The 24,366-nt window shown below is 46.2% G+C and carries 40 protein-coding genes and 1 tRNA gene; 6 read left to right on the top strand and 35 right to left on the bottom strand.

Annotated elements, in window-relative coordinates:
* Both KIB08_RS05820 and KIB08_RS05825 read right to left on the bottom strand, forming a co-directional pair.
* Positions 1–2,757, bottom strand: coding sequence for a type I restriction-modification system subunit M (locus KIB08_RS05820; protein ID WP_303990759.1), 2,757 nt, complete (start codon positions 2,755–2,757; stop codon positions 1–3).
* Between the two features lie 22 nt (positions 2,758–2,779).
* Positions 2,780–3,706, bottom strand: coding sequence for a helix-turn-helix domain-containing protein (locus KIB08_RS05825; RefSeq protein WP_303990762.1), 927 nt, complete (start codon positions 3,704–3,706; stop codon positions 2,780–2,782).
* Positions 3,707–4,488: 782 nt separating this feature from the next.
* Here KIB08_RS05825 and KIB08_RS05830 point away from each other — a divergent pair.
* The 6 genes from KIB08_RS05830 (at position 4,489) to KIB08_RS05855 (ending at position 8,993) form a co-directional block, all read left to right on the top strand.
* On the top strand, positions 4,489–5,487 hold the full coding sequence (locus tag KIB08_RS05830) for a toprim domain-containing protein (RefSeq protein ID WP_303990765.1): 999 nt from the start codon (positions 4,489–4,491) through the stop codon (positions 5,485–5,487).
* Positions 5,471–5,674 carry a hypothetical protein gene (locus KIB08_RS05835; protein WP_303990767.1) on the top strand — a complete coding sequence of 68 codons (204 nt, stop codon included), beginning with the start codon at positions 5,471–5,473 and terminating at the stop codon, positions 5,672–5,674. The genes KIB08_RS05830 and KIB08_RS05835 overlap by 17 nt, the downstream gene beginning before the upstream one ends.
* Before the next feature lie 99 nt (positions 5,675–5,773).
* A complete protein-coding gene (locus tag KIB08_RS05840; RefSeq protein WP_303990770.1) occupies positions 5,774–6,124 on the top strand; it encodes a plasmid mobilization protein in 351 nt (116 codons plus the stop codon).
* Positions 6,073–6,993 (top strand): relaxase/mobilization nuclease domain-containing protein, encoded by a 921-nt coding sequence (locus KIB08_RS05845; RefSeq protein WP_303990773.1) that lies wholly within the window; start codon positions 6,073–6,075, stop codon positions 6,991–6,993. The genes KIB08_RS05840 and KIB08_RS05845 overlap by 52 nt, the downstream gene beginning before the upstream one ends.
* 6 nt (positions 6,994–6,999) lie before the next feature.
* Entirely contained in the window at positions 7,000–7,752 is a 753-nt protein-coding gene (locus KIB08_RS05850; RefSeq protein ID WP_303990775.1) for a hypothetical protein, read from the top strand.
* A 35-nt stretch (positions 7,753–7,787) separates the two neighbouring features.
* Positions 7,788–8,993 (top strand): site-specific integrase, encoded by a 1,206-nt coding sequence (locus tag KIB08_RS05855; RefSeq protein ID WP_303990777.1) that lies wholly within the window; start codon positions 7,788–7,790, stop codon positions 8,991–8,993.
* 131 nt (positions 8,994–9,124) lie between these two features.
* On the opposite strand, the gene KIB08_RS05860 is transcribed toward KIB08_RS05855, so the two are convergent.
* From KIB08_RS05860 to KIB08_RS06020, 33 genes are all read right to left on the bottom strand, one after another.
* A tRNA-Arg gene (locus KIB08_RS05860) sits at positions 9,125–9,199 on the bottom strand.
* A gap of 166 nt (positions 9,200–9,365) precedes the next feature.
* On the bottom strand, positions 9,366–9,704 hold the full coding sequence (gene rplQ, locus KIB08_RS05865) for a 50S ribosomal protein L17 (RefSeq protein ID WP_024048912.1): 339 nt from the start codon (positions 9,702–9,704) through the stop codon (positions 9,366–9,368).
* A 12-nt stretch (positions 9,705–9,716) separates the two neighbouring features.
* Entirely contained in the window at positions 9,717–10,697 is a 981-nt protein-coding gene (locus KIB08_RS05870) for a DNA-directed RNA polymerase subunit alpha (RefSeq protein ID WP_303990783.1), read from the bottom strand.
* A 46-nt stretch (positions 10,698–10,743) separates the two neighbouring features.
* Positions 10,744–11,127, bottom strand: coding sequence for a 30S ribosomal protein S11 (rpsK, locus tag KIB08_RS05875; RefSeq protein ID WP_303990786.1), 384 nt, complete (start codon positions 11,125–11,127; stop codon positions 10,744–10,746).
* A gap of 22 nt (positions 11,128–11,149) precedes the next feature.
* Positions 11,150–11,515, bottom strand: a complete 366-nt coding sequence (gene rpsM / locus KIB08_RS05880) for a 30S ribosomal protein S13 (protein ID WP_303990789.1) — start codon at positions 11,513–11,515, stop codon at positions 11,150–11,152.
* Positions 11,516–11,535: 20 nt separating this feature from the next.
* Positions 11,536–11,649: a 50S ribosomal protein L36 gene (gene rpmJ, locus KIB08_RS05885; protein WP_075938501.1), complete on the bottom strand. Its 114-nt coding sequence runs from the start codon at positions 11,647–11,649 to the stop codon at positions 11,536–11,538.
* A gap of 23 nt (positions 11,650–11,672) precedes the next feature.
* On the bottom strand, positions 11,673–11,891 hold the full coding sequence (gene infA, locus KIB08_RS05890) for a translation initiation factor IF-1 (protein WP_303990793.1): 219 nt from the start codon (positions 11,889–11,891) through the stop codon (positions 11,673–11,675).
* The gene (locus KIB08_RS05895) at positions 11,869–12,189 is read right to left on the bottom strand and encodes a hypothetical protein (RefSeq protein WP_303990795.1); all 321 of its coding nucleotides are present in this window, start codon (positions 12,187–12,189) and stop codon (positions 11,869–11,871) included. The genes infA and KIB08_RS05895 overlap by 23 nt, the downstream gene beginning before the upstream one ends.
* The gene (map, locus tag KIB08_RS05900) at positions 12,186–12,938 is read right to left on the bottom strand and encodes a type I methionyl aminopeptidase (RefSeq protein ID WP_303990797.1); all 753 of its coding nucleotides are present in this window, start codon (positions 12,936–12,938) and stop codon (positions 12,186–12,188) included. The genes KIB08_RS05895 and map overlap by 4 nt, the downstream gene beginning before the upstream one ends.
* Before the next feature lie 2 nt (positions 12,939–12,940).
* A complete protein-coding gene (locus KIB08_RS05905; protein WP_303990800.1) occupies positions 12,941–13,591 on the bottom strand; it encodes an adenylate kinase in 651 nt (216 codons plus the stop codon).
* 13 nt (positions 13,592–13,604) lie between these two features.
* Positions 13,605–14,867, bottom strand: a complete 1,263-nt coding sequence (secY, locus tag KIB08_RS05910) for a preprotein translocase subunit SecY (protein ID WP_303990802.1) — start codon at positions 14,865–14,867, stop codon at positions 13,605–13,607.
* Complete coding sequence (gene rplO / locus KIB08_RS05915) at positions 14,867–15,307, bottom strand: 50S ribosomal protein L15 (RefSeq protein ID WP_303990804.1); 441 nt, start codon at positions 15,305–15,307, stop codon at positions 14,867–14,869. Before rplO ends, secY begins: the two co-directional genes overlap by 1 nt.
* Positions 15,308–15,319: 12 nt before the next feature.
* Entirely contained in the window at positions 15,320–15,505 is a 186-nt protein-coding gene (gene rpmD / locus KIB08_RS05920; protein WP_024048901.1) for a 50S ribosomal protein L30, read from the bottom strand.
* Positions 15,506–15,516: 11 nt separating this feature from the next.
* Positions 15,517–16,017: a 30S ribosomal protein S5 gene (gene rpsE, locus KIB08_RS05925; RefSeq protein WP_303990809.1), complete on the bottom strand. Its 501-nt coding sequence runs from the start codon at positions 16,015–16,017 to the stop codon at positions 15,517–15,519.
* A 19-nt stretch (positions 16,018–16,036) separates the two neighbouring features.
* Complete coding sequence (rplR, locus tag KIB08_RS05930; protein ID WP_200841487.1) at positions 16,037–16,411, bottom strand: 50S ribosomal protein L18; 375 nt, start codon at positions 16,409–16,411, stop codon at positions 16,037–16,039.
* 11 nt (positions 16,412–16,422) lie between these two features.
* The gene (rplF, locus tag KIB08_RS05935) at positions 16,423–16,962 is read right to left on the bottom strand and encodes a 50S ribosomal protein L6 (protein WP_303990812.1); all 540 of its coding nucleotides are present in this window, start codon (positions 16,960–16,962) and stop codon (positions 16,423–16,425) included.
* A gap of 15 nt (positions 16,963–16,977) precedes the next feature.
* Positions 16,978–17,376, bottom strand: a complete 399-nt coding sequence (gene rpsH, locus KIB08_RS05940) for a 30S ribosomal protein S8 (protein ID WP_024048897.1) — start codon at positions 17,374–17,376, stop codon at positions 16,978–16,980.
* A 29-nt stretch (positions 17,377–17,405) separates the two neighbouring features.
* Positions 17,406–17,675, bottom strand: coding sequence for a 30S ribosomal protein S14 (rpsN, locus tag KIB08_RS05945; protein ID WP_024048896.1), 270 nt, complete (start codon positions 17,673–17,675; stop codon positions 17,406–17,408).
* An 18-nt stretch (positions 17,676–17,693) separates the two neighbouring features.
* Positions 17,694–18,233, bottom strand: a complete 540-nt coding sequence (gene rplE, locus KIB08_RS05950) for a 50S ribosomal protein L5 (RefSeq protein ID WP_075938492.1) — start codon at positions 18,231–18,233, stop codon at positions 17,694–17,696.
* A 21-nt stretch (positions 18,234–18,254) separates the two neighbouring features.
* Positions 18,255–18,590 carry a 50S ribosomal protein L24 gene (gene rplX / locus KIB08_RS05955; RefSeq protein WP_303990818.1) on the bottom strand — a complete coding sequence of 112 codons (336 nt, stop codon included), beginning with the start codon at positions 18,588–18,590 and terminating at the stop codon, positions 18,255–18,257.
* Between the two features lie 12 nt (positions 18,591–18,602).
* Positions 18,603–18,971, bottom strand: coding sequence for a 50S ribosomal protein L14 (rplN, locus tag KIB08_RS05960; RefSeq protein WP_303990821.1), 369 nt, complete (start codon positions 18,969–18,971; stop codon positions 18,603–18,605).
* Between the two features lie 24 nt (positions 18,972–18,995).
* Positions 18,996–19,256 (bottom strand): 30S ribosomal protein S17, encoded by a 261-nt coding sequence (rpsQ, locus tag KIB08_RS05965; RefSeq protein WP_075938490.1) that lies wholly within the window; start codon positions 19,254–19,256, stop codon positions 18,996–18,998.
* Between the two features lie 17 nt (positions 19,257–19,273).
* On the bottom strand, positions 19,274–19,474 hold the full coding sequence (rpmC, locus tag KIB08_RS05970) for a 50S ribosomal protein L29 (RefSeq protein WP_075938489.1): 201 nt from the start codon (positions 19,472–19,474) through the stop codon (positions 19,274–19,276).
* A complete protein-coding gene (gene rplP / locus KIB08_RS05975; RefSeq protein WP_303990828.1) occupies positions 19,474–19,905 on the bottom strand; it encodes a 50S ribosomal protein L16 in 432 nt (143 codons plus the stop codon). Before rplP ends, rpmC begins: the two co-directional genes overlap by 1 nt.
* Positions 19,905–20,699 carry a 30S ribosomal protein S3 gene (gene rpsC / locus KIB08_RS05980; protein ID WP_303990831.1) on the bottom strand — a complete coding sequence of 265 codons (795 nt, stop codon included), beginning with the start codon at positions 20,697–20,699 and terminating at the stop codon, positions 19,905–19,907. Before rpsC ends, rplP begins: the two co-directional genes overlap by 1 nt.
* Before the next feature lie 14 nt (positions 20,700–20,713).
* The gene (gene rplV / locus KIB08_RS05985) at positions 20,714–21,049 is read right to left on the bottom strand and encodes a 50S ribosomal protein L22 (RefSeq protein ID WP_024048888.1); all 336 of its coding nucleotides are present in this window, start codon (positions 21,047–21,049) and stop codon (positions 20,714–20,716) included.
* 10 nt (positions 21,050–21,059) lie between these two features.
* Positions 21,060–21,341, bottom strand: a complete 282-nt coding sequence (rpsS, locus tag KIB08_RS05990) for a 30S ribosomal protein S19 (RefSeq protein WP_303990836.1) — start codon at positions 21,339–21,341, stop codon at positions 21,060–21,062.
* Between the two features lie 21 nt (positions 21,342–21,362).
* A complete protein-coding gene (rplB, locus tag KIB08_RS05995) occupies positions 21,363–22,190 on the bottom strand; it encodes a 50S ribosomal protein L2 (protein WP_303990839.1) in 828 nt (275 codons plus the stop codon).
* A gap of 25 nt (positions 22,191–22,215) precedes the next feature.
* Positions 22,216–22,500 (bottom strand): 50S ribosomal protein L23, encoded by a 285-nt coding sequence (rplW, locus tag KIB08_RS06000; protein ID WP_075938484.1) that lies wholly within the window; start codon positions 22,498–22,500, stop codon positions 22,216–22,218.
* Positions 22,500–23,123, bottom strand: a complete 624-nt coding sequence (rplD, locus tag KIB08_RS06005) for a 50S ribosomal protein L4 (protein WP_303990843.1) — start codon at positions 23,121–23,123, stop codon at positions 22,500–22,502. The genes rplW and rplD overlap by 1 nt, the downstream gene beginning before the upstream one ends.
* Positions 23,124–23,144: 21 nt before the next feature.
* Entirely contained in the window at positions 23,145–23,786 is a 642-nt protein-coding gene (gene rplC, locus KIB08_RS06010; RefSeq protein ID WP_303990845.1) for a 50S ribosomal protein L3, read from the bottom strand.
* 14 nt (positions 23,787–23,800) lie between these two features.
* A complete protein-coding gene (rpsJ, locus tag KIB08_RS06015) occupies positions 23,801–24,112 on the bottom strand; it encodes a 30S ribosomal protein S10 (protein ID WP_024048882.1) in 312 nt (103 codons plus the stop codon).
* A 142-nt stretch (positions 24,113–24,254) separates the two neighbouring features.
* The coding region (locus KIB08_RS06020; protein ID WP_221417810.1) for a hypothetical protein at positions 24,255–24,366 on the bottom strand (112 nt) is incomplete at its 5' end.

The raw sequence follows: 24,366 nt of genomic DNA on the forward strand, positions 1-24,366 counted from the left end.
TTATACCTCCAATAATTTTTGAAGTTCTTTTATGCCGGCTATGTCTTTTTCATCTCCCACAAGCTTATTGGACATGGCGATAAATTCTTCTTGCGTGCGGTTTAACTCTTCTTCTATCGAAGCAAGGTTCTTCGCATACTTTTCGTTCATAGCTTGGATCTTTTCTTCAAGGGTAGCAAGCACGTTTTGACCCAATTCGTCCAAACGAATCACGAGCTGTTCTATCCATTTTTTGTAGAGCAAGTCTAGCAATGTGTCTTCATCCAGATTTTCAATAAGCTCTTTTGTTTTGATGTGGAGTTCACCTTTCTTGACTCTCAAATCTGACCTTAGCGCAGACTCTTCTTCAATCAAAAGAACAACACTTTGAAGCTTACTTTCTAAGGAGTCTTCTGCAAATGTAAAAGTTTTTTGAATTTCAGCTATTTTTTTATTGATGTCAGTCTTTGTGTAGGATCCGCTTGCTCCTTTTTTGATCAAATTCCAGTCAATGCTATTATGGTCATGAATATATTGTTCTTTTTCCGTCTTTGTAGATAATTCAAGGTAGCCGTTCAGTATCTTTATTTCATCCGTTTCTATTTCATCATAGGCCTCTTTCATGTATTTTTTGACTTCCGCATTAACAAAGGCACTGTTGTCCTCTTTGACATAGTCCGCATCTTTCTCATCTTCTTCCAGCGAATCCAGTATCTCTCCATACTCCGATGCGATGTCCGCAATCCTATTCTCTATAGAGTTGATTTCTTTAACTTCGTCTTTTAATAGGTTCACTTGGACTAATGTAAAAGGCAATATCCTGCCTCTCCATCCTTCTTGGACCTCAAAAATATCGTCATCATTTCCCTGTCTATTTTTAACGACCATATTGGGCTCTACTGAGTTGATGATTTCAAAGCCTTCTTCGCGAATCATCTCAAGGTCCGCCGCAATAATATTCCAGTTATCCGAAAAGATCTGATAGGCTTCATATTTATCGACCAGCTCTACTTTGGCTAATCGGTCAAAGATATCTTGTACAATTTTTTCTCTTTCTGCTGTGATTTCAACATCCAAAATATCGTCAATCAAATCCTCTTTGAGTGTTTCTTTAAAGCCGCTAAAAGCCTCTCGATATCTTGCGAGATAGTTTTTTGATGACTCATGTTCCTGTATTATTTGGCTGAAATTCTCGGTTTTGGGATAGAAGTGTTCTCCATCGTCTGTCCGAAAAATTGCTTCTTTTAAGCCCTTTATTTCATTCCAATAACGACCTAATTCATTAAGTTCAGACTTGGAAATGCCCCCAAGCAGCGTGGCGTACAAGTCATATTTCTCTGCCGGCTCCGATGAATCAACGTAGCGAGGAATGTTCAGATTATAGTCGTTCTTTCTTATTTCATCTTTCGATACTACTCGAGAATATTTTTCTATACTTACTCTGTCCCGTATAGTGTCTGCAATTTTTCTAATATCGCAAGCTCTTAACTTGTTGCCTTTTCCTACTTTTTCAAAGCCTTGTGACGCATCAATCATTAAAACGTCAGTGTTTTTTTTGTTGCGCTTTAAAACCATAATAATGGTTGGAATACCGGTTCCAAAAAATATGTTAGCAGGAAGACCTATGATTGTATCAATCTTGTTTTTTTCTATCAGATTCTTCCTTATTTCCCCTTCCGCGTTGCCTCTGAATAGCACGCCATGAGGCAAAACAATGGTCATAATTCCATTGTTATTTAAATGGTATAAATCATGGAGTAAAAAAGCGTAATCAGCCTTTCCTCTGGGCGCTAATCCGAAATATTTATATCTGGGATCATTTTCCTTATTTTGAGGACTCCATTTTTGTGAATAAGGCGGATTAGAAACAACAGCATCCACGCTTACTAATTTATAAGTGCTTTCTTTTCTACCATCTTCAAAAAATGGCCAATCATCTTCCAGCGTATCGCCATTTCTTACGTTAATATTCGCAGGCTTAATATCTCGCATAACCAAATTCATGCGTGTTAAGTTAAAGGTACTTTCTTTAAGTTCTTGCGCATAATAATTTATTTTGTTGTCGCTGTCTAAATATCTGCTCATCGCTTTCCCGATATTGATGAGCAAAGAACCGCTGCCGGATGTCGGATCATAAATTTTAATTTCATCTCTATCTTTTAGCTCTTCAGCGATGATTTCAGACATCAAAACAGACACCTCATGAGGTGTGTAAAATTCGCCCGCTTTCTTGCCTGCATTCGCCGCGAACATAGAAATCAAATATTCATAAACAAAGCCCAAGACATCATAGTCTTGGCTGCCATCCATCGGAATTCTTTTAATTAAGCGCAATAACGACCTTGCCGCTTTAGTTTGTGTTGAAGCATTCGTGCCTAACTTGGAAAGGCTGCTGCTTAGCGTCTTAAATATATTTTCAAATATTTTTTTGTAGGCCTTGCCAATATTTCTGTCAAAGGCGGATAAAGCATCTCTTACATCCGAAATTTCAAAATCGCCGCCCTTAGACAGCCATGTTGAGTATAGGTTGTCATAGGCAATAAAATATCCTAAATTTTCTCTTACATATCCTGCATACTCATCATCCTCACTAAGTTCCTCTATCTTTTCTTGCGGAATTTTTTCGTCTTTAAAAAACTTTTCTTCGTTCTCCGATAGGTACTTGTAAAAAATGAAACCTAAAAGAAAGTCTTTATACTCATTTCCTTCTATTTTGGACTTGGATCGCATCTGATCTGCTGAGTTCCAAATCGTCGATGCTAACTGCCGCTTATCCATATAAATCTCCTAGTCTACTCTTCTAATCTACTCCCGGCTCAATACCGCGCCTTTTAAGAAATCGTCTTAAATTATACTGCTTGTCATACGCATCAGCGTTGACGTAGTTCTCTTCAAACCAATCTTCCGCTTCAGTTTCTGCTTTCATAATTTGCAGACAATACTCTCGCGCAATGGTTTGACACTCTTCTTTGCTTTTTTGTAGCCACTCTACGAGTAGTTCATCTAAACCTTGACAACGTTTTGCATGTAATTTGCAACCACTATTTTCAGGCTGTATATATAGCCGGATAATGGCATCATTTTGCGGTAACGCTAATGCCAAAACATTTACATTGGTGGCAGGTTTAGTTAGTGGTGAGTTTATCCATGAGCCTTTATTATTGACTTGAAATAATTGATATAAAAGAGGATAACCGTCATAAGTAATCGTTGGCTCTACATCTTCCACCCATTCATCAAGCCTAAATAAGTTTTCTATCTTTTGACGACCTAATTCATTAAAATGCTCATAGAAAAAAGAGGCTATGGCACTCCTTTCCCCTTCTTTCGGAAATAAAAGCATAAAATTTGCATATTTAAGAAGATCACGGCGGGGATGACCAATATCACTAAGATCCGCCTGGGCCGGAATTTTAATGAATCCCGGCTCACCGGTTAAGGTTTCTACTCCGTCTTTTGTTGGGAGATGAATAGTTATATTTTCTCCCGTAACGACCTCACGCAAATAGAAATCAGGTCTGATAGTGGTCTCAATAAGTTGTGTCAGCGGAACATTAAAGTATTGCGCAACCCTAGTCACTAAATCCGCTTTAGGATACGATAGACCTCTTTCATAGAAAGAAATTTGCGACTTTGCTAAATTAAGTATTTCGCCAAGCTCTTCTTGCGTCAGCCCATAGTCATGACGCAATCTTCTTAAGTTTATAGAGAACCTTGTACTTAACATAATGCTGCCCCCTTGCATTATTCAAAAACATGCGCTATAATCTAATAAACAGAACTAGTTTTACTAAATAGAATTTTTTCAACAGATAGATCGAATTTTGTTGGTCGTGACACATGCTCGTTTGTATCGATGCGCAAACCTATTTTGATTATACCATTTTACATTTTTAAATTCTAACATTTTAACATTTTAACATTTTAGCATTTTATTTTGTTGGGAGGTGTTGATGATGACAAAAACGACTATTTCTCTGAAAAGGTGTATATCACTATTTCAGAGGCCGCAGAACAGTTTTTTGCGGACGTGTTACCGAAGCTGCTCTCTATCGATTAGCTCGCGAAGGTAAGCTTCCTACTATTAAAGTAGGTCGTCGAGTGCTTGTTGATGCGCAGAAAATGGAGGATATGTATGCTTAAAAATAAAGAAGCCTATTTCAGCTGGCACTGAAATAGGCGCGCAAGAAATATTAGTTTCTCCGACTAAACCCCTTGCATATTTATTATATATGCAAACGCATGTGGTATGCAAGGGGAGCACTCTTGCATACCCATTTTTTTGGGTATGCTAACTCCAAGGGAGTAGTGTACCCTTTTTTCTTACCTTCGTTTACCTCAGGGCAGGAAAAATCCCTGAGAACACCTGAGAGTACCTGAGGCTAGCTAAAAAGAGCCAAAAGTACGAGGCTAGCTAAAAAGAAACCAAGAGTACCTGAGAGTACCTGAGACTACCTGAGAAAATTAAATAATAAATGTAATTTGTAAATGCTATACAGGAGGAAGCATATGACACGAGCATATACGAAAGACCGAAAAGAAGAGCTAAAACTTTATCTATTGGATTATTTGGCATTCAAAGGCATAACGCTTTCCAAGGACAATATGATGCGCTGCTTTGCAAGAAAGCATGAAGATAATCATCTCTCCATGCACTACTTTGTTGGCGATGACGACAGACCTAGGTTGACATGTCACGCCCAAGGCTGCGTAGGCACAATCGATATTTATAATGCGGTATTTTACTTGGATCATATTTACGGGCATCGCAATCAATACAACTTTTTAAATGACTGGGTGGATGCTACTTTCCCGGATAACGCTACTCCCCCTTCAAAGCGAGAGTTATCAAATGCCAAAATCCCTCGTCGCTTAAATGATGCGCAACGAACAGCCTTCCTGCATCAATGTAATCAAACACAAGGCTACGAACATTGGCAAGCACGAGGGATCGAAAAAGATACCGTGAATGCCTATCACCTTACCTATCACCCTACGCAAAACGCCTTGGTCATACCGATTGATAATTTCGGATTTATCCTACGATATCTAACCCCAATAGATTCGCAAAGTCCAAAGTACAAACGATCACTCGGTTTAAGTCAATGTTTGCACACCCATAATATGGATCCCCATTTGCCAATAATAGTAACCGAGGGTGAAATTGATGCCCTATCCTTAATCCAAGTTGGTTATCCCAATGTTTGGGCGATTGGAGGCGCTCAAAAATTAGATAAGTGGCTGAAAAAGATTTATAAAATAAATTCCAAAATCATCTTAGCGTTAGATACAGATCGCGCAGGTACAAACGCTAAAATGGCTGCTTACAATTATTGTGACATTGAAAAATGGAAACGGCCTTTAGACTTTTGGAGCTTTTGCATCTCCTCCGCCACGGTAAAAATAAAAGATATAAATGATCTTTTGGTTACCTCTCCCAATGCACTGAAAGAAGCCATAAACAATATTAAAAATGAATTCGGAGGTCAACATGAAAAAAATAAGTGATGCGGCATTGAAGGAAAGAATAGAAAAAAGAAAAGCAGAGTTGGATTCACTCCTTGCTTTAGAGCAAGAGAGAATCCAAGCCCGTAGAAGCAAGATTGGCGAGTTTTTAGAAAGCAAGTATGGGCTAACAACTATTCCCGAGCTGGAAAAGTTATTCGCCCAACTTTCAAATGGAAAGGAGGTCTAGCTTCTACGGTACGAACCATACTACTTGTACGTACAATACACGTATTGTACGTAAAGCAGCTTGGTTCGTCTCCGACGGGCAGGGAGTCCCCTGCACCCCTTGAAGCAAACCCAAATGAGCAAACCAAAGAAAACGCACCGGCTCTATATACGACTTACAGAGGAAGAATGGCTAATCATAAATGAGTTGGCTTGTATCGCCGGAATGAACGTTTCCACATTCGTTATCTACGCCGTTTTAAACGGCAAAATAATTATCAATGAAATGGATACGCAAGCCATATTGCGACCGCTATTGGGTCTGCAAAGACACTACAATACAATTCGCCACTGGATGATTAAGCACAATTACTCAAACCCTATTCTAAGTGCCGAGTATGAGCAGGAGTTGAAAAGCTTATGGCAGCTATTAGCGCAGGCAAAGGATCCGGTAGCGCAAGCGGATCTATAAAGTATGTTCAATATGAAAAAGATAGCACCCGGCCGCGCGTCTTATTTTCTGAAGGTATAGAATGCAGCCCGTACTATCAAGATGCCATTGAAGACTTTGCCTATATCCGTGATATCCATCATAAATCCGGAGGCCGTGAAGCGCATCACATGGTATTGGCATATTCTCCGGAAGAAGAAAAACGTTTTACCAAAAAAGAGTTATTTGATAAGGCCATTGAGGTCGCAAAAGGAACCTTCCCTAATCATCAAATTTGGTTGGGAATGCACAATGATACGGATCATCTGCACGTACACATGATTGTAAATTCAGTTAATTTAGAAACAGGCAAAAAGCTCCAAATAGCCGGGCGTAAAGGGATGCATGAAATCATGAACAAAGTGCAAAATATATGCCACAGTTTAGAGCTTGATAATACGTTGGAAGTAGGAAAACGCAGTCAAAAGGAAGGTCAGGTGATTACACACAATATCGTAGAGTACAAATTAATCGAGCAAGGTAAATCTTGGAAAGCTGACATAGCGAAACGTGTATATGAATCTTTAAATGCAGCTGACAGTAAAATGGATTTTATTTTGAACTGCAACGAAAAAGGAGTGTTGTGCAAATGGGATGATAATCGTAAACATGTCACTTTTTGTGATATGGATAATCCATCGCGCAAAGTGCGAAGTGCAAATCTAGCGAAGACCTTTACATTAAAGCAATTAGAATCGAAAGAATCTATGGAAAAAGCATTTAAAGCAAACAAAGATAAACATGTTGAGCAGTCAAACAATGAAGATTTAGTACTTGATCGTTCTAAATCTTTAGAAAAGCAAACTATAAAAATTTTGAAAAGAAATCGCTCTATAGAGCTTGGGAGGTAATGACATATGAACTTAATGGACAATAACAACAATAAAAACAACAACGAAAAAAAATTAGAGATTATCCGCAAGCGAAATCGTCGCGGAATTGGATTAGGCGGTTCGTCATCAAGAGCAAAAAAAAATGTAATGCCGCCTGAACAAACCTTATCTGAAGCTGAAGAAATAGCTGAACGCCTATATTCCTTAAGAAACAAAAATCTACAATTAAAAACGGACTCTCTCAATTTTGGCGCAGATATTTGTGACACGATGGTTGAGCAAAATAAATTAATGCGCTCATTGAAAGCAATCATACGTCAATCCGATGAAAAAAACGAAAGACAAATCGCACCTGTGATTGAGGCATTAAAAACACTGGAAGAAAGAATCGCTAACTCTGCAGACGCTGCGGATGCCCGCACAAAAAAGACGTTGGAAGAACTTTTTTCACACCTTGATGATGCAGGAAGAACTTATAGCAAAGGCCTATGCGAACGCTTAGATGTAACTGCAACTCGCTTGGAAGTGCTACTTACGTATGGTCGTGAAAAGCTTAGGTTTTGGAGTTTTGGGAAAAAGCTTGTCGTCGCTATTCTCACCATATTGCTTTTATTCCAACTTTCCCTAAACTACAAAATGAAGAACGAATTACAGGGGCTACATACACAGGTCAGTATGATCCATAGCCTTTATAAGGGAGATGCTAAATATTGGTTTGATCCTGACAACCAGATGACCTATGTAGAAACGCTGGAGCAACATAACCAAAGAGAATAAAATTTGATGCTATTACAATGAAAGGAGAATAAAGTATGGCACGCGGTAATGGCGAAGGCTCCATTCGTTATTTAGCTGCTAGCGATCGTTACCAGTACCGAATTTCTTACAAAGATAAAGACGGAAACACTCGCAGAAAAGCTTTCTATGCTTCGAAAGCTGCCGATGCGCGAAAAAAAGGTCGTGAATGGCTAAGTTTTTACGAAAGCTCAAATAAAAGTGCCGATATCAATCCCATGCTGGATGATTGGATCCGAATATGGTTGGATGTTTACATGAAAAACTCAGTAAGGCCTTCCACTCTGGAAAAATATGCATGTTGTTTAGATCCGGTTAGCAAAGCGTTTAAAGGAATCCGCCTTAACAAACTAAATCCCACTGCACTACAACAGTTTTTCCAGCAACAATTATTTAGCGGTGGTCGCAAAAAACAAGGTTTAGCACCTGTAACAGTGCGTAATCAAAGACGCTATTTGACATCTTGTATTGACATGGCGATAAAATTAGGACTTACTAACTCAAATCCTGCAAAGCTTACTATGCCTCCAAAGGTAGAAAAGAAAGAAATCCATCCCCTATCAGAGTTGGAAGTCCAAAGGCTTTTGGATGTCGCGAAAGACCAAGTAGAGAAGGCTAAAGCTTCTGCTAACATAGGAGATTGGATGGGTGCCGCCGATCTCTACATAGGCGTTATGATTGCTGTTTATACAGGAATGCGTCTTGGTGAAATCATGGCATTGAAATGGGGTGATTTTAATGTTCACACATCCTTTCTATCTGTGCAAAGATCTAAATCAGATGTAAAGGGTCAATCCATAACAAGCCCTAAAACAGGATACGGACGAAAAATACAAATCGGAGCTAACTTAGTTCATGCATTAAAGCAGCACAAAAAAATGCAACTCTCATACAGAGAAAATGTAGGAAATCTTTATGAGAATTGTGATTGGATCATAGGCGGTCTATTTGGACGCGGCTATAACAAAAGGCACTACAGTTCAAGGAAATTCCAAAAACTTTTAAAAGATGCCAAAATCATGCGTCATATTCGCTTTCATGACTTACGGCATACTCATGCAACACTACTATTATTAGCCGGAATAAACCCCAAAATCGTTCAAGAAAGGTTAGGTCATGCCAGCATTGACATGACCTTAGACACCTATTCACATTTAACGCTGGCCAATCAAGGTGTTGCCGTAACTGCGCTTGATTCGATTATCGCTCCAAACGATACTTGAAGAATGATTTTTAAGAAGAAACGGCTTCCTATGTACGTACCTTTTCCAATAATTCAAATCCAATTGGGCTCAAAATTGGGCTCAAACATGAAAAAAAGGCTTCTCGAATTTTCGAGAGGCCTTTATTATGCTGGTGCGCCTAGCAGGAATCGAACCTGCGCACCCGGTTCCGGAGACCGGTGCTCTATCCCCTGAGCTATAGGCGCATTACTCAAATAGTATACCATAACGCCGCCGCATCGCCAACATCTTTTTATTTTCTCTATACCGAATTCTGACAAAGAAAAGTGCTTACTGCGCGAGTTTCGGTATGCCGAATACAACGTAAGACGGTAATAAAAAAGATCGTGCAAGTGCACGATCTTTTTTACATTATACCAACTCGATGATTGCCATCGGAGCGGCGTCCCCTTTGCGGGGGCCGATTTTCAGCACGCGTGTGTAACCGCCTTCACGGTCAGCGTACTTTTCAGCAATTTCGCCGAACAGTTTGGATACAATCCCTTCATCCATGATGAAAGCCAAAGCTTGACGACGGGCATGTAAATCACCACGTTTACCGAGCGTAATCATCTGATCCGCTACGCGCCGCAGTTCTTTTGCTTTCGTTTCCGTCGTTTCAATGCGTTCATGCTGGAGCAGGGAGGTCACCATGTTGCGCAACAACGCTTTACGTGCTGCGGTATTGCGTCCCAACTTGCTGTAGGCCATTTTTTTCCTCCTCTATTCGTCCTTTTGTTTCAAGGTCAAACCGTGACCGTCATATTCGGTCAGGCGTTCTTTGATTTCTTCAATCGATTTTTTGCCCAAGTTGCGTACTTTCGTTAAGTCATCTTCGGTCTTTTTGAGCAAGTCCGCAAGCGTATTGATATTGGCGCGTTTCAGGCAGTTGAAGGCCCGAACGGAAAGTTCCAATTCTTCAATACGGATCGATTCGAAATCAATTTCCGGTTCCGTCGCCGTTTCCTCTTCGTTGTCGAAGTTCGTGCTGACAGCGATGAGGTCGCGGTCGGTCGCGATGTTTTGGAAATGACGCAGGTACATGACCAGGATGGTCGCTGCTTTCGCTACGGCGTCCTTGGCTCCGATTGAGCCGTCGGTGGTCAGTTCCAATGTCATTTTATCGTAGTCGAGTTCGTTGCCGACGCGGGTATCTTCTACTTTGTAGTTCGCCCGCAAAATCGGCGAGAAAATCGAATCGATCGGGATGACGCCGATCGCATCATCTTCGCTCTTGTTCTTCGTCGCCGGCACATAGCCGTGACCGCGATCAATGGTAAGTGTCATTACCACATGGGCATCGTTGTCCAGTGTGGCAATGTGCAGATCGCTGTTCAAGATTTCCAATTCCGACGGAACGGCAATATCGCCGGCCGTGAATTGGCCTTCTTTTTCTATATCGACCCGGACTTCTAACGGAAATTCCGCTTCGCTGTGTGCTTTGAAGCACACTTTTTTGAGGTTCAGGATGATATCGGTCACGTCTTCCCGGACACCGGGGATGGTGGAGAATTCGTGCAATACGCCATCGATTTTAATGGAGGTAATGGCGACGCCATCCAATGAGGACAGCAAAACGCGCCGCAAGCTGTTACCCAAGGTAATGCCGTAGCCGCGATCCAGCGGTTCACAAACAAATTTACCGTACCGTTCGTCAGCCGACAGTTCGACTGTTTCGATGTCAAAATTCTTCTCTTCTATCATGCGGTAAACCTCCTCCTATACAACTGACACCACCCAAAAGCGACGCTTAGACACGTCTGCGTTTCGGGGGGCGGCAACCGTTATGGGGAATCGGTGTTACGTCCTTAATCATGTTGACATCAAGGCCCGCTGCTTGCAGCGCACGGATCGCGGCTTCACGGCCGGATCCCGGACCCTTTACATATACTTCTACTTCCCGCAAGCCCTGCTCCATCGCTGCTTTGGCTGCCTGTTCAGCGGCCATTTGCGCAGCAAAGGGAGTGCTTTTACGAGATCCGCGGAAACCTAATCCGCCGGCAGAAGCCCAGGAAAGGGTGTTGCCGTTCGTATCGGTAATCGTTACGATCGTGTTGTTGAAGGTCGAGCGGATGTGTGCAGCCCCCGACTCTACGTGTTTCTTTTCTTTACGTTTGGTTCTTACTTTAGCCAACTTAAGTCCCCTCCTTTACTTCTTATTGCTTTTTACCGGCAATGGTCTTCTTCGGACCTTTGCGTGTACGGGCATTCGTTTTCGTGCGTTGTCCGTTGACCGGCAAACCTGCACGGTGACGGCGGCCACGATACGAATTGATTTCCACTAAGCGTTTAATATTAAGCGATTCTTCACGACGCAGATCGCCTTCTACTTTATATTCGTCCAAAGCTTCACGCAGTTTCGCAACTTCATCTTCCGTGAGGTCGCGTACCCGCGTATCCGGATTTACACCGGCTTTTTCCAATACCTGTTTGGAAAGAGTGAGGCCGATACCATAAATATAGGTTAAGCCAATCTCAACGCGCTTATCACGGGGTAAGTCTACACCGGCTATACGTGCCATCTACTCTCCACCTCCTATTCTTATCCTTGACGTTGTTTATGTTTCGGGTTATCGCAAATGACCATGACACGGCCTTTGCGTTTAATAATTTTGCATTTATCGCAAACCTTTTTTACGGACGGTCTGACTTTCATGTTGAACCTCCTTTAACAGGGTCTTACTTGAAGCGATAGGTAATCCGGCCCCGGTTTAAGTCGTACGGAGTCAATTCCAAAGTGACTCGGTCGCCGGGAAGGATACGGATAAAATTCATCCGCATTTTACCGGATACATGCGCCAAAACAATGTGACTGTTTTCAAGCTTTACTTTAAACATGGCGCCCGGTAACGCTTCAATGACTTTACCCTCTACTTCAATGACATCTTCCTTGCTCATCAAAGCCTCCTTTTTGCAGTCCAGCTTTTGCTTGGGTAATCGCAGCGCGGATTTCTTCATCCCGCCACGGCGAATGAGGATGCGTGCGGCGATAGGCCGCATCGGAATCGGCGGCGACGCGTACACGCACATGTCGACGATTCTTTGTTTTGGGGTGCGCGACCGGACGTTTGCGCCCGTCGGCAAGCTCCACATATGAGGCATCTTGACAACGCAACACCAGGAACCATTGCCCCCGTTCGCGTCCGGCAGTCGCCTCAACGATAGTGCCGGGAGAGAGCGGTCTGGTTTCCGTCATGAGCGCTCCGTCAAGATGCGTGGGCCGTCATTCGTAATCGCGATCGTATGCTCAAAGTGAGCGGACGGTTTGCGATCCTTGGTCACGACAGTCCAGCCATCTTTTAAAGTGCGCACCTGCGCGGTGCCGAGATTGATCATCGGCTCGATACAAAGAATCATCCCCGCCTCCAGCCGATCGCCGGTGTGCGGAGTGCCGTAATTCGGTACTTCCGGTTCCGCATGCATTTCGGTGCCGATACCATGTCCGACGTATTCTTTAACCACGCCGTAATGGTACGGTTTGACAAACGCGGATACCGCGTGACCGATATCACCGACATGGTTACCAACCACGGCGGCCGCGATGCCTGCTGCGAGCGCCCCTTGCGTGACATCCAAAAGTTGTCGCTTTTCCGGATTGATCTCGCCGACCGGCACTGTCATAGCAGTATCGCCCATAAATCCGTCTTTGGTGACAACCAAATCCAGACTGACGATATCTCCTTCTTTGAGGATCACTCGCTTCGAAGGAATACCATGCACTACGCCTTCATTCACCGAAATACAAACTGATCCCGGAAATCCGTAATACCCTTTGCATTCAGGAACGGCTCCTTGCTGAACAATGTATTCTTCCGCTATTTGATCCAGTTCCCAAGTGGAAATACCGGGAACCGCCTTATCGGCGAGCAGCTGCAATGTCCGCGCGGCAATTTTGCCGGCAGCGGCAATGCGCTCGATCTCACGGGCGGATCGCAGAATAATCATTGTCAGTCCTTCTTTTCCAAGGCGGTAACGATGTCGTTGAAGACGTCTTCCATATCTTGCAGCCCGTCAATTTCTACATAATGTCCGTTGTTTTTGTAGTAATCGATCAAAGGCTTGGTCTGCTGTCCGTAGACGGCTAAACGTTCTTTGACGACAGCTTCCTGATCATCGTCACGTTGGTACAGCTCACCGGCGTCTTTATCACAGACACCGGCTTTTTTCGGCGGATTAAACGCTTTATGATACGTCGCACCGCACTTGCGGCAGATCAACCGGCCACTGGTACGGCGGACCAATTCTTCATTCGGAACCGCAATGTTAATAATGCCGTCCAGCGTGATATTGAGTTCACGCAAAATCGCATCCAGCGCTACCGCCTGCGCCGTCGTACGCGGGAAACCGTCCAAGATGAAGCCGCCACGCGCATCCGGTTGCGCCAAGCGCTCGCGAACAATGCCGATCGTCACTTCATCGGGTACCAGCGTACCGTTATCCATATGTTTTTTTGCTTCCAAACCGAGCGGCGTACCGTTTTTTACGGCCGCGCGGAACATGTCTCCCGTCGAAATTTGAGGAATCCCATACTTTTCGATGAGTCGTTCCGCTTGCGTACCTTTACCGGCGCCGGGCGGTCCCATTAACAAAATGTACATCGTTCCCATCTCCTTACTTCATGAAACCTTCATAGTGACGCGTAATCATCATCGATTCAATTTGTTTCATGGTATCCAGGGCGACACCTACTACGATCAAAAGAGCCGTCCCACCAAAGTATACACCTTGAATGCCGGTGATGTTTCCCAAAATGTTGGGAAGTACCGCCACGAACGCCAGGAAAAACGCGCCGGCGAGCGTGATCCGCGTCAATACGCGATCCAAGTAATCAGCGGTCGGTTTCCCCGGACGAATGCCCGGAACAAAACCGCCGTACTTTTTCATATTATCGGCAATATCCGTAATATTGACAGAGATCGCCGTATAGAAGTAGGTAAAGAAAACAATCAAAATCGCATACAATACGGTATTTAATACCGTTCCCCAGGTAAAGAGATTCGCCATCTCTTTGATCCATGGGACATCGATAAATTGTGCCATAGTAATCGGCAGCATCAAAATCGACGATGCGAAGATGATGGGAATAACACCGGCCTGATTGACTTTCAAAGGCAGGTGCGAGGAGTGTCCGCCGTACATTTTACGACCGACAACCCGTTTGGAATACTGAACGGGAATGCGACGCGCACCCTGCGTTACCGCAACGACAATCACGATCATTGCGATCGCGATGACAGCGAATAAACCGGCTTGGAAAAAGTTGATGGTACCGGTCCGCAAGTACTCCATAATGACTCGAATGCCGGCCGGCATCCGCGCCACGATACCGGCAAAGATGATTAATGAAATGCCGTTGCCGACACCTTTTTCCGTAATCTGTTCCCCGACCCACATCAGGAAACAGGTTCCCGCGGTCAGTGTCAACGTAATCATCAGTACCGTTAAATAACTATTATCGACCAATGCTTGATTGGCGCGTAAACCGTAGGCCATACCGAAGGCTTGGATCAAGGCCAAAACCACCGTGCCGTAACGGGTTACTTTCTGAATTTTTTTAAAGCCGTCCTGGCCGTCTTTTTTCCACTCTTCAAAAACAGGTACGACCGCCGTCAGCAACTGCATGATAATGGATGCGTTGATGTACGGAGTAATACTCATGGCAAAGATGGAAAACTTGCTCAATGCACCGCCGGCAAATAAATCCAAAAAACCGAACAGGCTGCCGCTCGAAAAGAGATGTTCGATCACCGAGGCGTCAACGCCCGGTACCGGAATATGAATCCCGGCGCGAAACACCATAAACATAACGAACGTATAAATCAGTCGGTTCCGTAATTCGGAGATCTGAAATATGTTCGAAAGTTTTTCGAGCATCAGAGCACCTCGACTTTACCGCCGGCTGCTTCGATTTTTTCCTGCGCCGTCTTTGTAAAACCGTGCGCTTTGACAGTAACCGCTTTTTCCAGCTCGCCGTTACCGAGGATTCGTACTCCATCGCGTACATTTTTCAGGATGCCTTTTTCAATCAAGCTGACCGGATCGACAACGTCGCCCGCTTCAAACCGATTGAGTTGGCTCACATTCACTTCCGCATAGTCTTTGGCGTGAATATTCGTAAAACCGCGCTTCGGCAACCGACGATACAACGGCATCTGGCCGCCTTCAAAGCCCGGACGAACACCGCCGCCCGAACGCGAGTAAAGACCTTTCGTACCACGCGTGGAGGTTTTGCCCATGCCGCTTCCGATACCGCGACCAACACGGCGACGTGCTTTGCGAGAACCCTCGTTGGGGCTCATTTCATGAAGTTTCATGTTTGCACCTCCTTATTCTGCGTCTGTAACTTCCACCAAGTGACGTACTCGGTGAATCATGCCTTCAATTTGCGGTGTCAATTCCTGGGTGACGACGGAATTCGTCTTCTTCAGTCCCAGTGCTTTGACCGTCTGTCGCTGCGTCTGGTTCGAACCGATCAGACTTTTCTTCAATTGAATCTGAACTTTCTTAGCCATCATCCGCCTCCTTAGTTATACAATTCTTCGACGGATTTGCCGCGCAACGCCGCAATATCTTCCGCGCGTTTGAGCTCGAGCAAGCCGTTGACGGTCGCTTTGACCATGTTCATCGGGTTTGCCGAACCGATCGATTTCGTTAAAATGTTCCGTACCCCGGCGAGTTCCAAAACCACACGCACAGGACCGCCGGCGATAACGCCGGTACCTTCTGCAGCCGGTTTCAAGAAAACGCGGCCCGCACCGCAAATGCCTGTGACGGCATACGGGATCGTACCGTTTTTCAAATGAACTGCAACCATATTTTTCTTCGCATCTGCTACGCCTTTGCGGATCGCTTCGGGAACTTCTTTCGCTTTCCCCATACCCGCGCCAACGTTACCTTTACCGTCGCCTACAACGACGAGAGCGCTGAAGGAAAAACGGGTACCGCCTTTAACAACTTTCGCTACGCGATTGATAAAGACGACCTTCTCTTGCAGATCCGATTCTTTCTTTTCAAATCTTGCCATCTACCGTTTCCTCCTTTGCTTAGAATGTCAAGCCGCCCTCACGGGCACCTTCTGCTAACGCCGCAATACGACCGTGATAAATCTGGCCGCCGCGGTCAAAGACTACTTCTTTCACGCCTTTTTCCTGCGCGCGTTTGGCGATCAGTTCACCAACCGCTTTCGCCGCTTCGACGTTACCGCCATAGGCATGAGCTTCTTTCACTTCCGCATCCAGAGAACTGGCCGCTACCAAAGTAGTACCTTTGGTGTCATCAATAATCTGCGCGTAAATGTTAGCAAGGCTGCGATAGACATTCAAGCGAGGACGTTCGGCCGTGCCGGCAATATGCCGACGCAAACGAGCATGACGGCGTTGACGTGCTTTATTTCGTAAATTGTTACGCAACTTGTCCACTCCCTTCCGAACTATTTCGCACCGGTCTTGCCGGCTTTACGACGTACGTGTTCACCTTCGTAGCGAACACCTTTGCCTTTATACGGCTCCGGTTTACGCCAGTCGCGAATTTCTGCAGCGACTTGGCCGACGACTTCTTTATCCGCACCTTTGACGATGATTTTCGTCGGTTCCGGGGTTTCAAATTCGATCCCCGCCGGCGGTTCCATGATGACAGGGTGCGAGAAACCGAGTGTCAAGTTCAAGTTTTTACCTTTCATCGCGGCACGATAGCCGACGCCAACGATTTCAAGCGTCTTCGAGTAGCCTTCCGTAACACCGATCACCATGTTGTTGATCAGCGAACGCGTCAGACCGTGCAACGATTTATGTTCTTTGTCATCCGACGGACGCGCAACTTTCACTTCGTCTGCGGTGACTTCCACCTGCATTGACTGCGGCAGTTTGTGGGACAATGTACCCTTCGGTCCTTTGACAGTGAGGGTATGTCCGTCCAAGGTGATGTCCACTCCGTTCGGAATGGCAATCGGTTGATTCCCAATACGTGACATGCGTTACCTCCTCACTTACCAGACGTAAGCGATAACTTCGCCGCCAAGACCAGCCTGACGGGCTTTACGATCGCTCATTACGCCTTTGGACGTCGAAATTACTGCAATTCCCAAACCACCGAGAACGCGGGGTAATTCGTCCTTCTTTGCATACACTTTCAAACCGGGTTTCGAAATACGTTTGAGACCCGTGATTACTTTTTCTTTATTCGCGCCATATTTTAATGTGACGCGCAATACCGGATGGCCTTCTTCTTCCACAGTTTCATATCCGTGGATGTAGCCTTCTTGGGCCAGAATGTCCAGTATAGCAGCTTTCTTTTTCGAAGCGGGCATATCCACTTTCGCGTGCAGCGCCGAGTTGGCGTTGCGAATGCGCGTTAACATATCCGCAATCGGATCGGTCATTCCCATATTAGTTTACCTCCTCCCACGGACAATCGTTACCAGCTGGCTTTTTTCACGCCAGGGATTTCACCTTCATATGCCAAATCGCGGAAAACGATTCGACTCACGCCGAACTTACGCATGTAACCATGCGGACGTCCGGTCAGAAGGCACCGATTGTGCAAGCGTGTCGGGGAAGCATCCTTGGGGAGTTTGCTCAACGCTGCATAGTCGCCTTTGGCTTTCAATTCGGCGCGTTTTGCCGCGTATTTTTCCACCATTTTACGGCGTTTCTTTTCACGTTCAATCATGGACTTTTTCGCCATTATACTTCCTCCTTTGTCTTATTTTTTAAACGGCATACCGAAGGCACGTAACAGTTCACGCGCTTCTTCGTCGGTCTTCGCGCTGGTCACCATGATGATGTCCATGCCGCGTACTTGGTCAATTTTATCGTAGTCGATTTCCGGGAAAATCAATTGTTCCTTAATGCCCAAGCTGTAGTTGCCGCGACCGTCAAAGCTGGTCGCGCGCACGCCACGAAAGTCGCGGACGCGTGGAATCGCAATATTGATCAGTTTATCCAGGAATTCGTACATTTTTTCGCCGCGCAGCGTAACTTTGCAGCCGATCGGCATGTTTTCACGAATTTTGAAGTTCGCAATGGATTTTTTCGCACGCGTGATGATCGGTTTCTGACCGGCAATCGCCGTCAGGTCGTTCACCGCGGCATCCAATGCTTTGGAGTTCGTAACAGCTTCACCGACACCAATGTTGATGACGATTTTTTCCAATTTCGGAATTTCCATTACGTTTTTATAGTTAAATTTTTCACGCAGATCATTTTTGATCTGGGAATTGTAGAGATCTTTTAAACGAGACACCGAATTCGTCCTCCTTTCGTATTATTTTACGTTGTCGATAATCGAGTCGCTTTTAACGGTCGCACGAACGTAGCTGCCGTCTTTTTGCTGTACCTTTTTAATGCGGCTCGGTTCTTTGGTCTTCGGATCGATGACCATGACATTGGAGACATGAATCGGTGCTTCTTTCGTGATAATGCCTCCTTGCGAATTGGCCTGGTTCGGCTTGGTATGCCGTCTGACTTGATTCAGACCTTCCACAATGACGCGATCTTTGGCCGGCTGTGCGGCAATGATCTTACCCGTTTTGCCTTTGTCTTTGCCGGCAATGATCATGACGGTATCACCGGTTTTGACTTGCAGTTTACGTTTGCTCATATCCGCACCTCCTTATAGTACTTCCGGTGCGAGCGAAATAATCTTCATGAAGTTCTTATCACGAAGCTCACGAGCTACCGGTCCAAAAATACGAGTCCCGCGCGGGCTCTTATCATCTTTAATAATAACGGCTGCATTTTCGTCAAAGCGAATGTAGGAGCCATCGTTGCGACGTAAACCTCTCTTCGTACGAACGACTACGGCCTTAACTACTTCACCTTTCTTGACAACGCCACCGGGCGATGCATCTTTTACCGAAGCAACGATTACATCACCGATATTCGCGTAGCGCCGGAATGATCCTCCCAGCACCTTGATGCACAAGATGTCTTTGGCGCCCGTGTTATCAGCCACGTTTAAGCGAGTTTCTTGCTGTATCATCGTGTTCCTCCTCTTTCTACCGAATTATTCGGCACGGGCAATAATCTTCGTTACACGCCAGCATTTATCTTTCGAAATCGGGCGCGTTTCAACGATGCGCACGGTATCACCGATTTTACATTCGTTGTTTTCGTCGTGCGCTTTATACCGCTTCGTCGAAGTGAGCGGCTTATTGTATTTTTTGTGCGGCACTTTACGGTCTACAGCAACAACAACGGTTTTGTCCATTTTGTCACTGACGACTTTGCCGACACGCGATTTGCGTACGTTTCTTTCTTCCACCACGGTTCCTCCTTTACGATTTACGCTTGCGCTTTCAATTCTGCTTCCCGCTGCACGGTTTTAATTCGGGCAATGGTTTTCTTTACTTCACGCAAACGCATCGGATTTTCCAACTGGCCGGTCGCATGCTGAAAACGGAGGTTGAATAATTCTTCCTTCAGACCGGCGATTTTTTCGTTCATTTCCTCGGCGGACAAATTCCGAATTTCTTGTACCTTCATTAGTTGTCACCTGCCACTTCTTCTTCGCCCTTGACGACAAACTTCGTTTTGATCGGAAGTTTGTGCGAGGCCAAACGCATCGCTTCTTTAGCGATTTCCGGGGTAACGCCTGCCATTTCAAACATCACACGGCCCGGGCGGACGACAGAAACCCAATATTCCGGAGCGCCTTTACCTTTACCCATACGAGTTTCGGCAGGTTTCTTGGAAACCGGCTTATCCGGGAAAATTTTGATCCACACTTGGCCGCCACGTTTAATGTAGCGCGTCATCGCGATACGAGCCGCTTCGATTTGTCGGTTTGTAATCCAAGCCGGTTCCATGGCAACTAAGCCAAATTCGCCGTGGGATACTGTATTACCGCGGTTCGCTCTGCCTTTCATACGACCGCGAAATTGCTTACGATATTTTACACGCTTCGGGATTAGCATTAGGCTTCGCTCCTTTCTGCGTTGTTCGGTTGCCGGTCGTTGTCACGACGTTCGCCGCGTTCGTTGCGGCCGCCGCGATGGCCTCGACGGTTGTTACGACGATCGCCCACTCGACGTTCTTTACCGCCACGGTTCTCGCGTACATTTTCGTCTTTGTTCACCATTTCGCCCGGCATGATTTCGCCTTTATAAATCCATACTTTGACACCGATCGCACCGTAGGTGGTCTGTGCCGTTGCCACACCGTAATCGATGTTGGCACGTAATGTGTGCAGTGGAATCGATCCTTCATGGTAGCCTTCCGAACGGGCAATTTCCGCGCCGCCCAAACGGCCGCTCAAAAGAACCTTGATACCTTTAGCACCGAACCGCATGGTACGGCCGACTGCCTGTTTCATCGCACGGCGGAACGCAATACGACGTTCCAGCTGAGAAGCGATGTTTTCCGCAACCAAGGTTGCGTCCAATTCCGCACTTTTAACTTCTTTAATATTGACATCCACTTCCTGCGTCGTAAAACGAGTCATGGCTTTTTTGATGTCTTCGATACCGGCGCCGCCGCGGCCAATGACCATGCCCGGTTTTGCCGTATAGATCGTTAATTTAATGCGCTTTAATGTGCGTTCGATTTCGATGCGCGAGATGCCTGCGATGAAGAGATGTTTCTTCAGGAAGCGACGAATCTTCGTATCTTCAATCAAAAGCTTTGCATAATCTTTTTCGGCATACCATTTGGTATCCCAATCTTTGATGATGCCAACACGCATTCCATGGGGATTTACTTTCTGACCCACACCATTTCCCTCCTTTATTCTCTTTCGGATACTTTTACGGTCAATTGACTCGTGCGTTTGAAAATGCTGAATGCCTGCCCCCGGCTGCGCGGGTGAATCCGTTTCAGAGTCGGACCGGCATCGACAAAGGCTGTCGATACATACAGTTTATCTACATTTAAGTCATGATTGTTTTCTGCATTTGCCATCGCGCTGCGCAGGGTTTTTTCAACCACTTTCGAGGCGCGTTTCGGCGTGTGCGCAAGAATTGCCAATGCTTCACCGCAGTTTTTACCGCGAATCAGGTCAACGACAATGCGTACTTTACGAGGCGAAATGCGGATGTTGTTGGTAAACGCTCTTACTTCCATTTTCTCCTCCTTATTCCAATTCCGTCGCTTTGTCGCTCTTGTTGTGACCGCGGAACAAGCGGGTCGGTGCAAATTCACCGAGCTTATGGCCGACCATATCTTCCGTAATATACACCGGCACGTGTTTACGGCCGTCATAGACAGCGATCGTGTGACCGACAAAGTCCGGCAAGATGGTCGAAGCCCGGGACCAAGTTTTGACTACTTTTTTCTCATCCGAAGCGTTCAGTGCAGCGATCTTCTTTTCCAAGTGATCCGCAACAAACGGTCCTTTTTTTATTGATCTGGACACTCTTGTTTCCCCTTCCTTCCATTACTTGCGTCGATTGACGATCATCCGATTGGATGCTTTTTTCTTATTACGCGTCTTCACGCCGTAAGCCGGTTTACCCCACGGAGTAACTGGACGTTTACGTCCGACCGGGGACTTACCTTCACCACCGCCATGCGGATGGTCGTTCGGGTTCATGACAACGCCGCGGTTCGCCGGGCGTTTGCCTAACCAGCGATTACGGCCGGCTTTACCGATGGTGATGTTTTCGTGTTCGGCATTGCCTACGACACCAACAGTCGCACGGCAGTTTACCAAGACACGACGAACTTCGCCGCTCGGCAGACGCAACAATGCGTATTTGCCTTCTTTCGCCATCAGCTGAGCCGAGGCGCCGGCGCTGCGAACCATCTGGCCGCCTTTGCCGATTTTCAGTTCCACGTTGTGGACCTGGGTACCGATCGGGATATTCACCAACGGCAATGCGTTGCCTACTTTGATATCGGATTCCGGTCCGCTTTCCACTATGTCGCCGACTTTCAAGCCCTGCGGCGCCAAGATGTAACGTTTTTCACCGTCCGCATAGTTCAACAGAGCGATGAAGCAGGTGCGGTTCGGATCGTATTCGATCGCCGCAACTTTTGCCGGTACATTGTCTTTCGTGCGTTTGAAGTCAATCAAACGATACCGACGTTTATGGCCGCCGCCCTGATGGCGAACGGTCATCTTTCCCGTATTGTTTCGGCCGCCTTTTCTGGTCACCGGCGCCAGAAGCGATTTTTCCGGTTCCGCTTTGGTGACTCCGTCGAAGGCCGATACGGTCATAAACCGACGCCCGGGGGTGTACGGTTTGAATGATTTGTAAGCCATTATAGTGCCTCCTTAAATCAGACGCTTACACGCCTTCGAACAATTCGATCGTTTCGCCTTCTTTAAGCGTGACGATTGCTTTTTTCCAATCGCTGCGCTTACCTTCGAAACGGCCCATGCGTTTTTTCTTGCCTTCCATACGCATGGTGCTTACCGCGGCGACTTTCACATTGAAAATTTCTTCGACTGCATCACGGATCTGGTATTTGTTGGCATTGAGAGGCACTTTGAAGGTGTATTTACCTTCCGCCATTAATGCCGTAGATTTTTCCGTAACAATCGGTTTAATTAAAATATCGCGTGCATCCATTATGCCAGCACCTCCTCGAGCTGTTTGACAGCGCCCTCGGTGATGAAGAGTTTAGTGTAATGCACGATATCATAGATATTGAGTGCGGTGACAGGCATCGCCTTGACGCCTTGAATGTTGCGTGCGCAACGTTCTAAAATGGCGTCCCCCTCCGTAATGATGAGCGCTTTATCGTTGCCGATTTCAAAGTTATTGAGCAGGTTCAATACTTCTTTTGTTTTCGGCTGCGCTAATTCGATCTCGTTGATAACAAATACGTCATCGTTAGCGACTTTGTGGCTCAACGCGGATTTGATCGCTAAGCGTCTTTGTTTCCGCGGCATCGCTTTCACGTAGCTACGCGGCTGCGGTCCGAAGATGGTACCGCCGCCAACCCACAACGGGGAACGGATGCTACCTACACGTGCCCGGCCGGTTCCTTTTTGACGCCACGGTTTTTTACCGCCGCCGCGAACCATGCCGCGCGTTTTTGTCGCGTGCGTACCTAAGCGTTCATTCGCCTGCTGGCGTACGATCGCCGCATGGATTACCGCTTCGTTGTAATCCACAGCAAATACGCTGTCCTGCAATTCTATTTCGCCGGCTTTCGCGCCGGTCATTTCATAGAGTGTTACTTTCGGCATTTATATATCCTCCCTTCCGACTTATTTGTTCGGTTTCACTGTGCTGCGAACCATAACTAAACTTCCCTTGGCTCCGGGGATACCGCCTTTGATCAGGATGATGTTGCGATCGGTGTCCACACGGACCACTTCCAGACGCTGCACAGTCGTTTGAATACCGCCCATTTGTCCCGGGAGTTTTTTACCTTTTAATACAATACCGCCGCCACCGGATGTCATGGCTCCCATGGAACCCGGTTCGCGGTGCGATTTGGAGCCGTGAGATTCCGGTCCACGCGAAAAGTTATGGCGTTTGATGCCACCAGCGAAGCCTTTGCCTTTGCTGGTACCAATCACGTCCACCAGATCTCCCGCTGCGAATATATCCGCTGCCAGAGTTTGGCCGACCGTATAATCGCCTGCTTCTTGTAAGCGCAGTTCACGGAGATATTTGACCGGGGTAACGCCCGCTTTGTCAAACTGACCCTGCATCGGTTTGGTCAAATGTTTTTCTTTGATGTCGCCGTAACCCAGCTGAATCGCCTGATAGCCATCGGTTTCATCAGTCTTTACGCGTACAACAACGCTCGGTGTCGCTTCGACAACAGTCACCGGAACGAGCTGTCCTGCTTCAGTGAAGACTTGCGTCATTCCTAACTTTTTTCCCAAAATAGCTTTCGACATGTTCGCACCTCCTTTTATAATTTGATTTCAATATTGACGCCGGCCGGGAGTTCCAACCGCATCAACGCGTCCGCCGTTTTGCTCGACGGTTCCAAAATATCGATCAGGCGCTTATGAGTGCGCATCTCGAATTGTTCGCGGCTGTCTTTATTAACGTGCGGCGAACGTAAAATAGTATAGATTGCTTTTTCCGTCGGCAACGGGATCGGCCCCGAAACGATCGCACCGGTACGGTGAGCGGCTTCGACAATTTTCGCAGCGCTCTGATCCAATGCTTTGTGATCGTAGGCTTTTAAGCGAATCCGAATTTTCTGTTCTTTCGACATAACTGTTTCCTCCCAGCGTCCATTTCTCTGAATGGGCTAACTCCATAGGAATTTCCCCGCCACAGGCGGGCCACCTCCTACTTCTTAGTTGGGCCGGCAAGAGAGCGGTTACCTCAACCGCTCTTCGCCTGCTCTTGTAAACTTATTTTTCAATCGCGCTGACAACGCCCGCGCCGACGGTGTGACCGCCTTCACGAATCGCGAAACGCAAACCTTCTTCAATCGCGATCGGCGTGATCAGTTCGATTTTCATC

This window comes from Negativicoccus succinicivorans (assembly GCF_018372215.1).
Lineage (GTDB): Bacteria > Bacillota > Negativicutes > Veillonellales > Negativicoccaceae > Negativicoccus.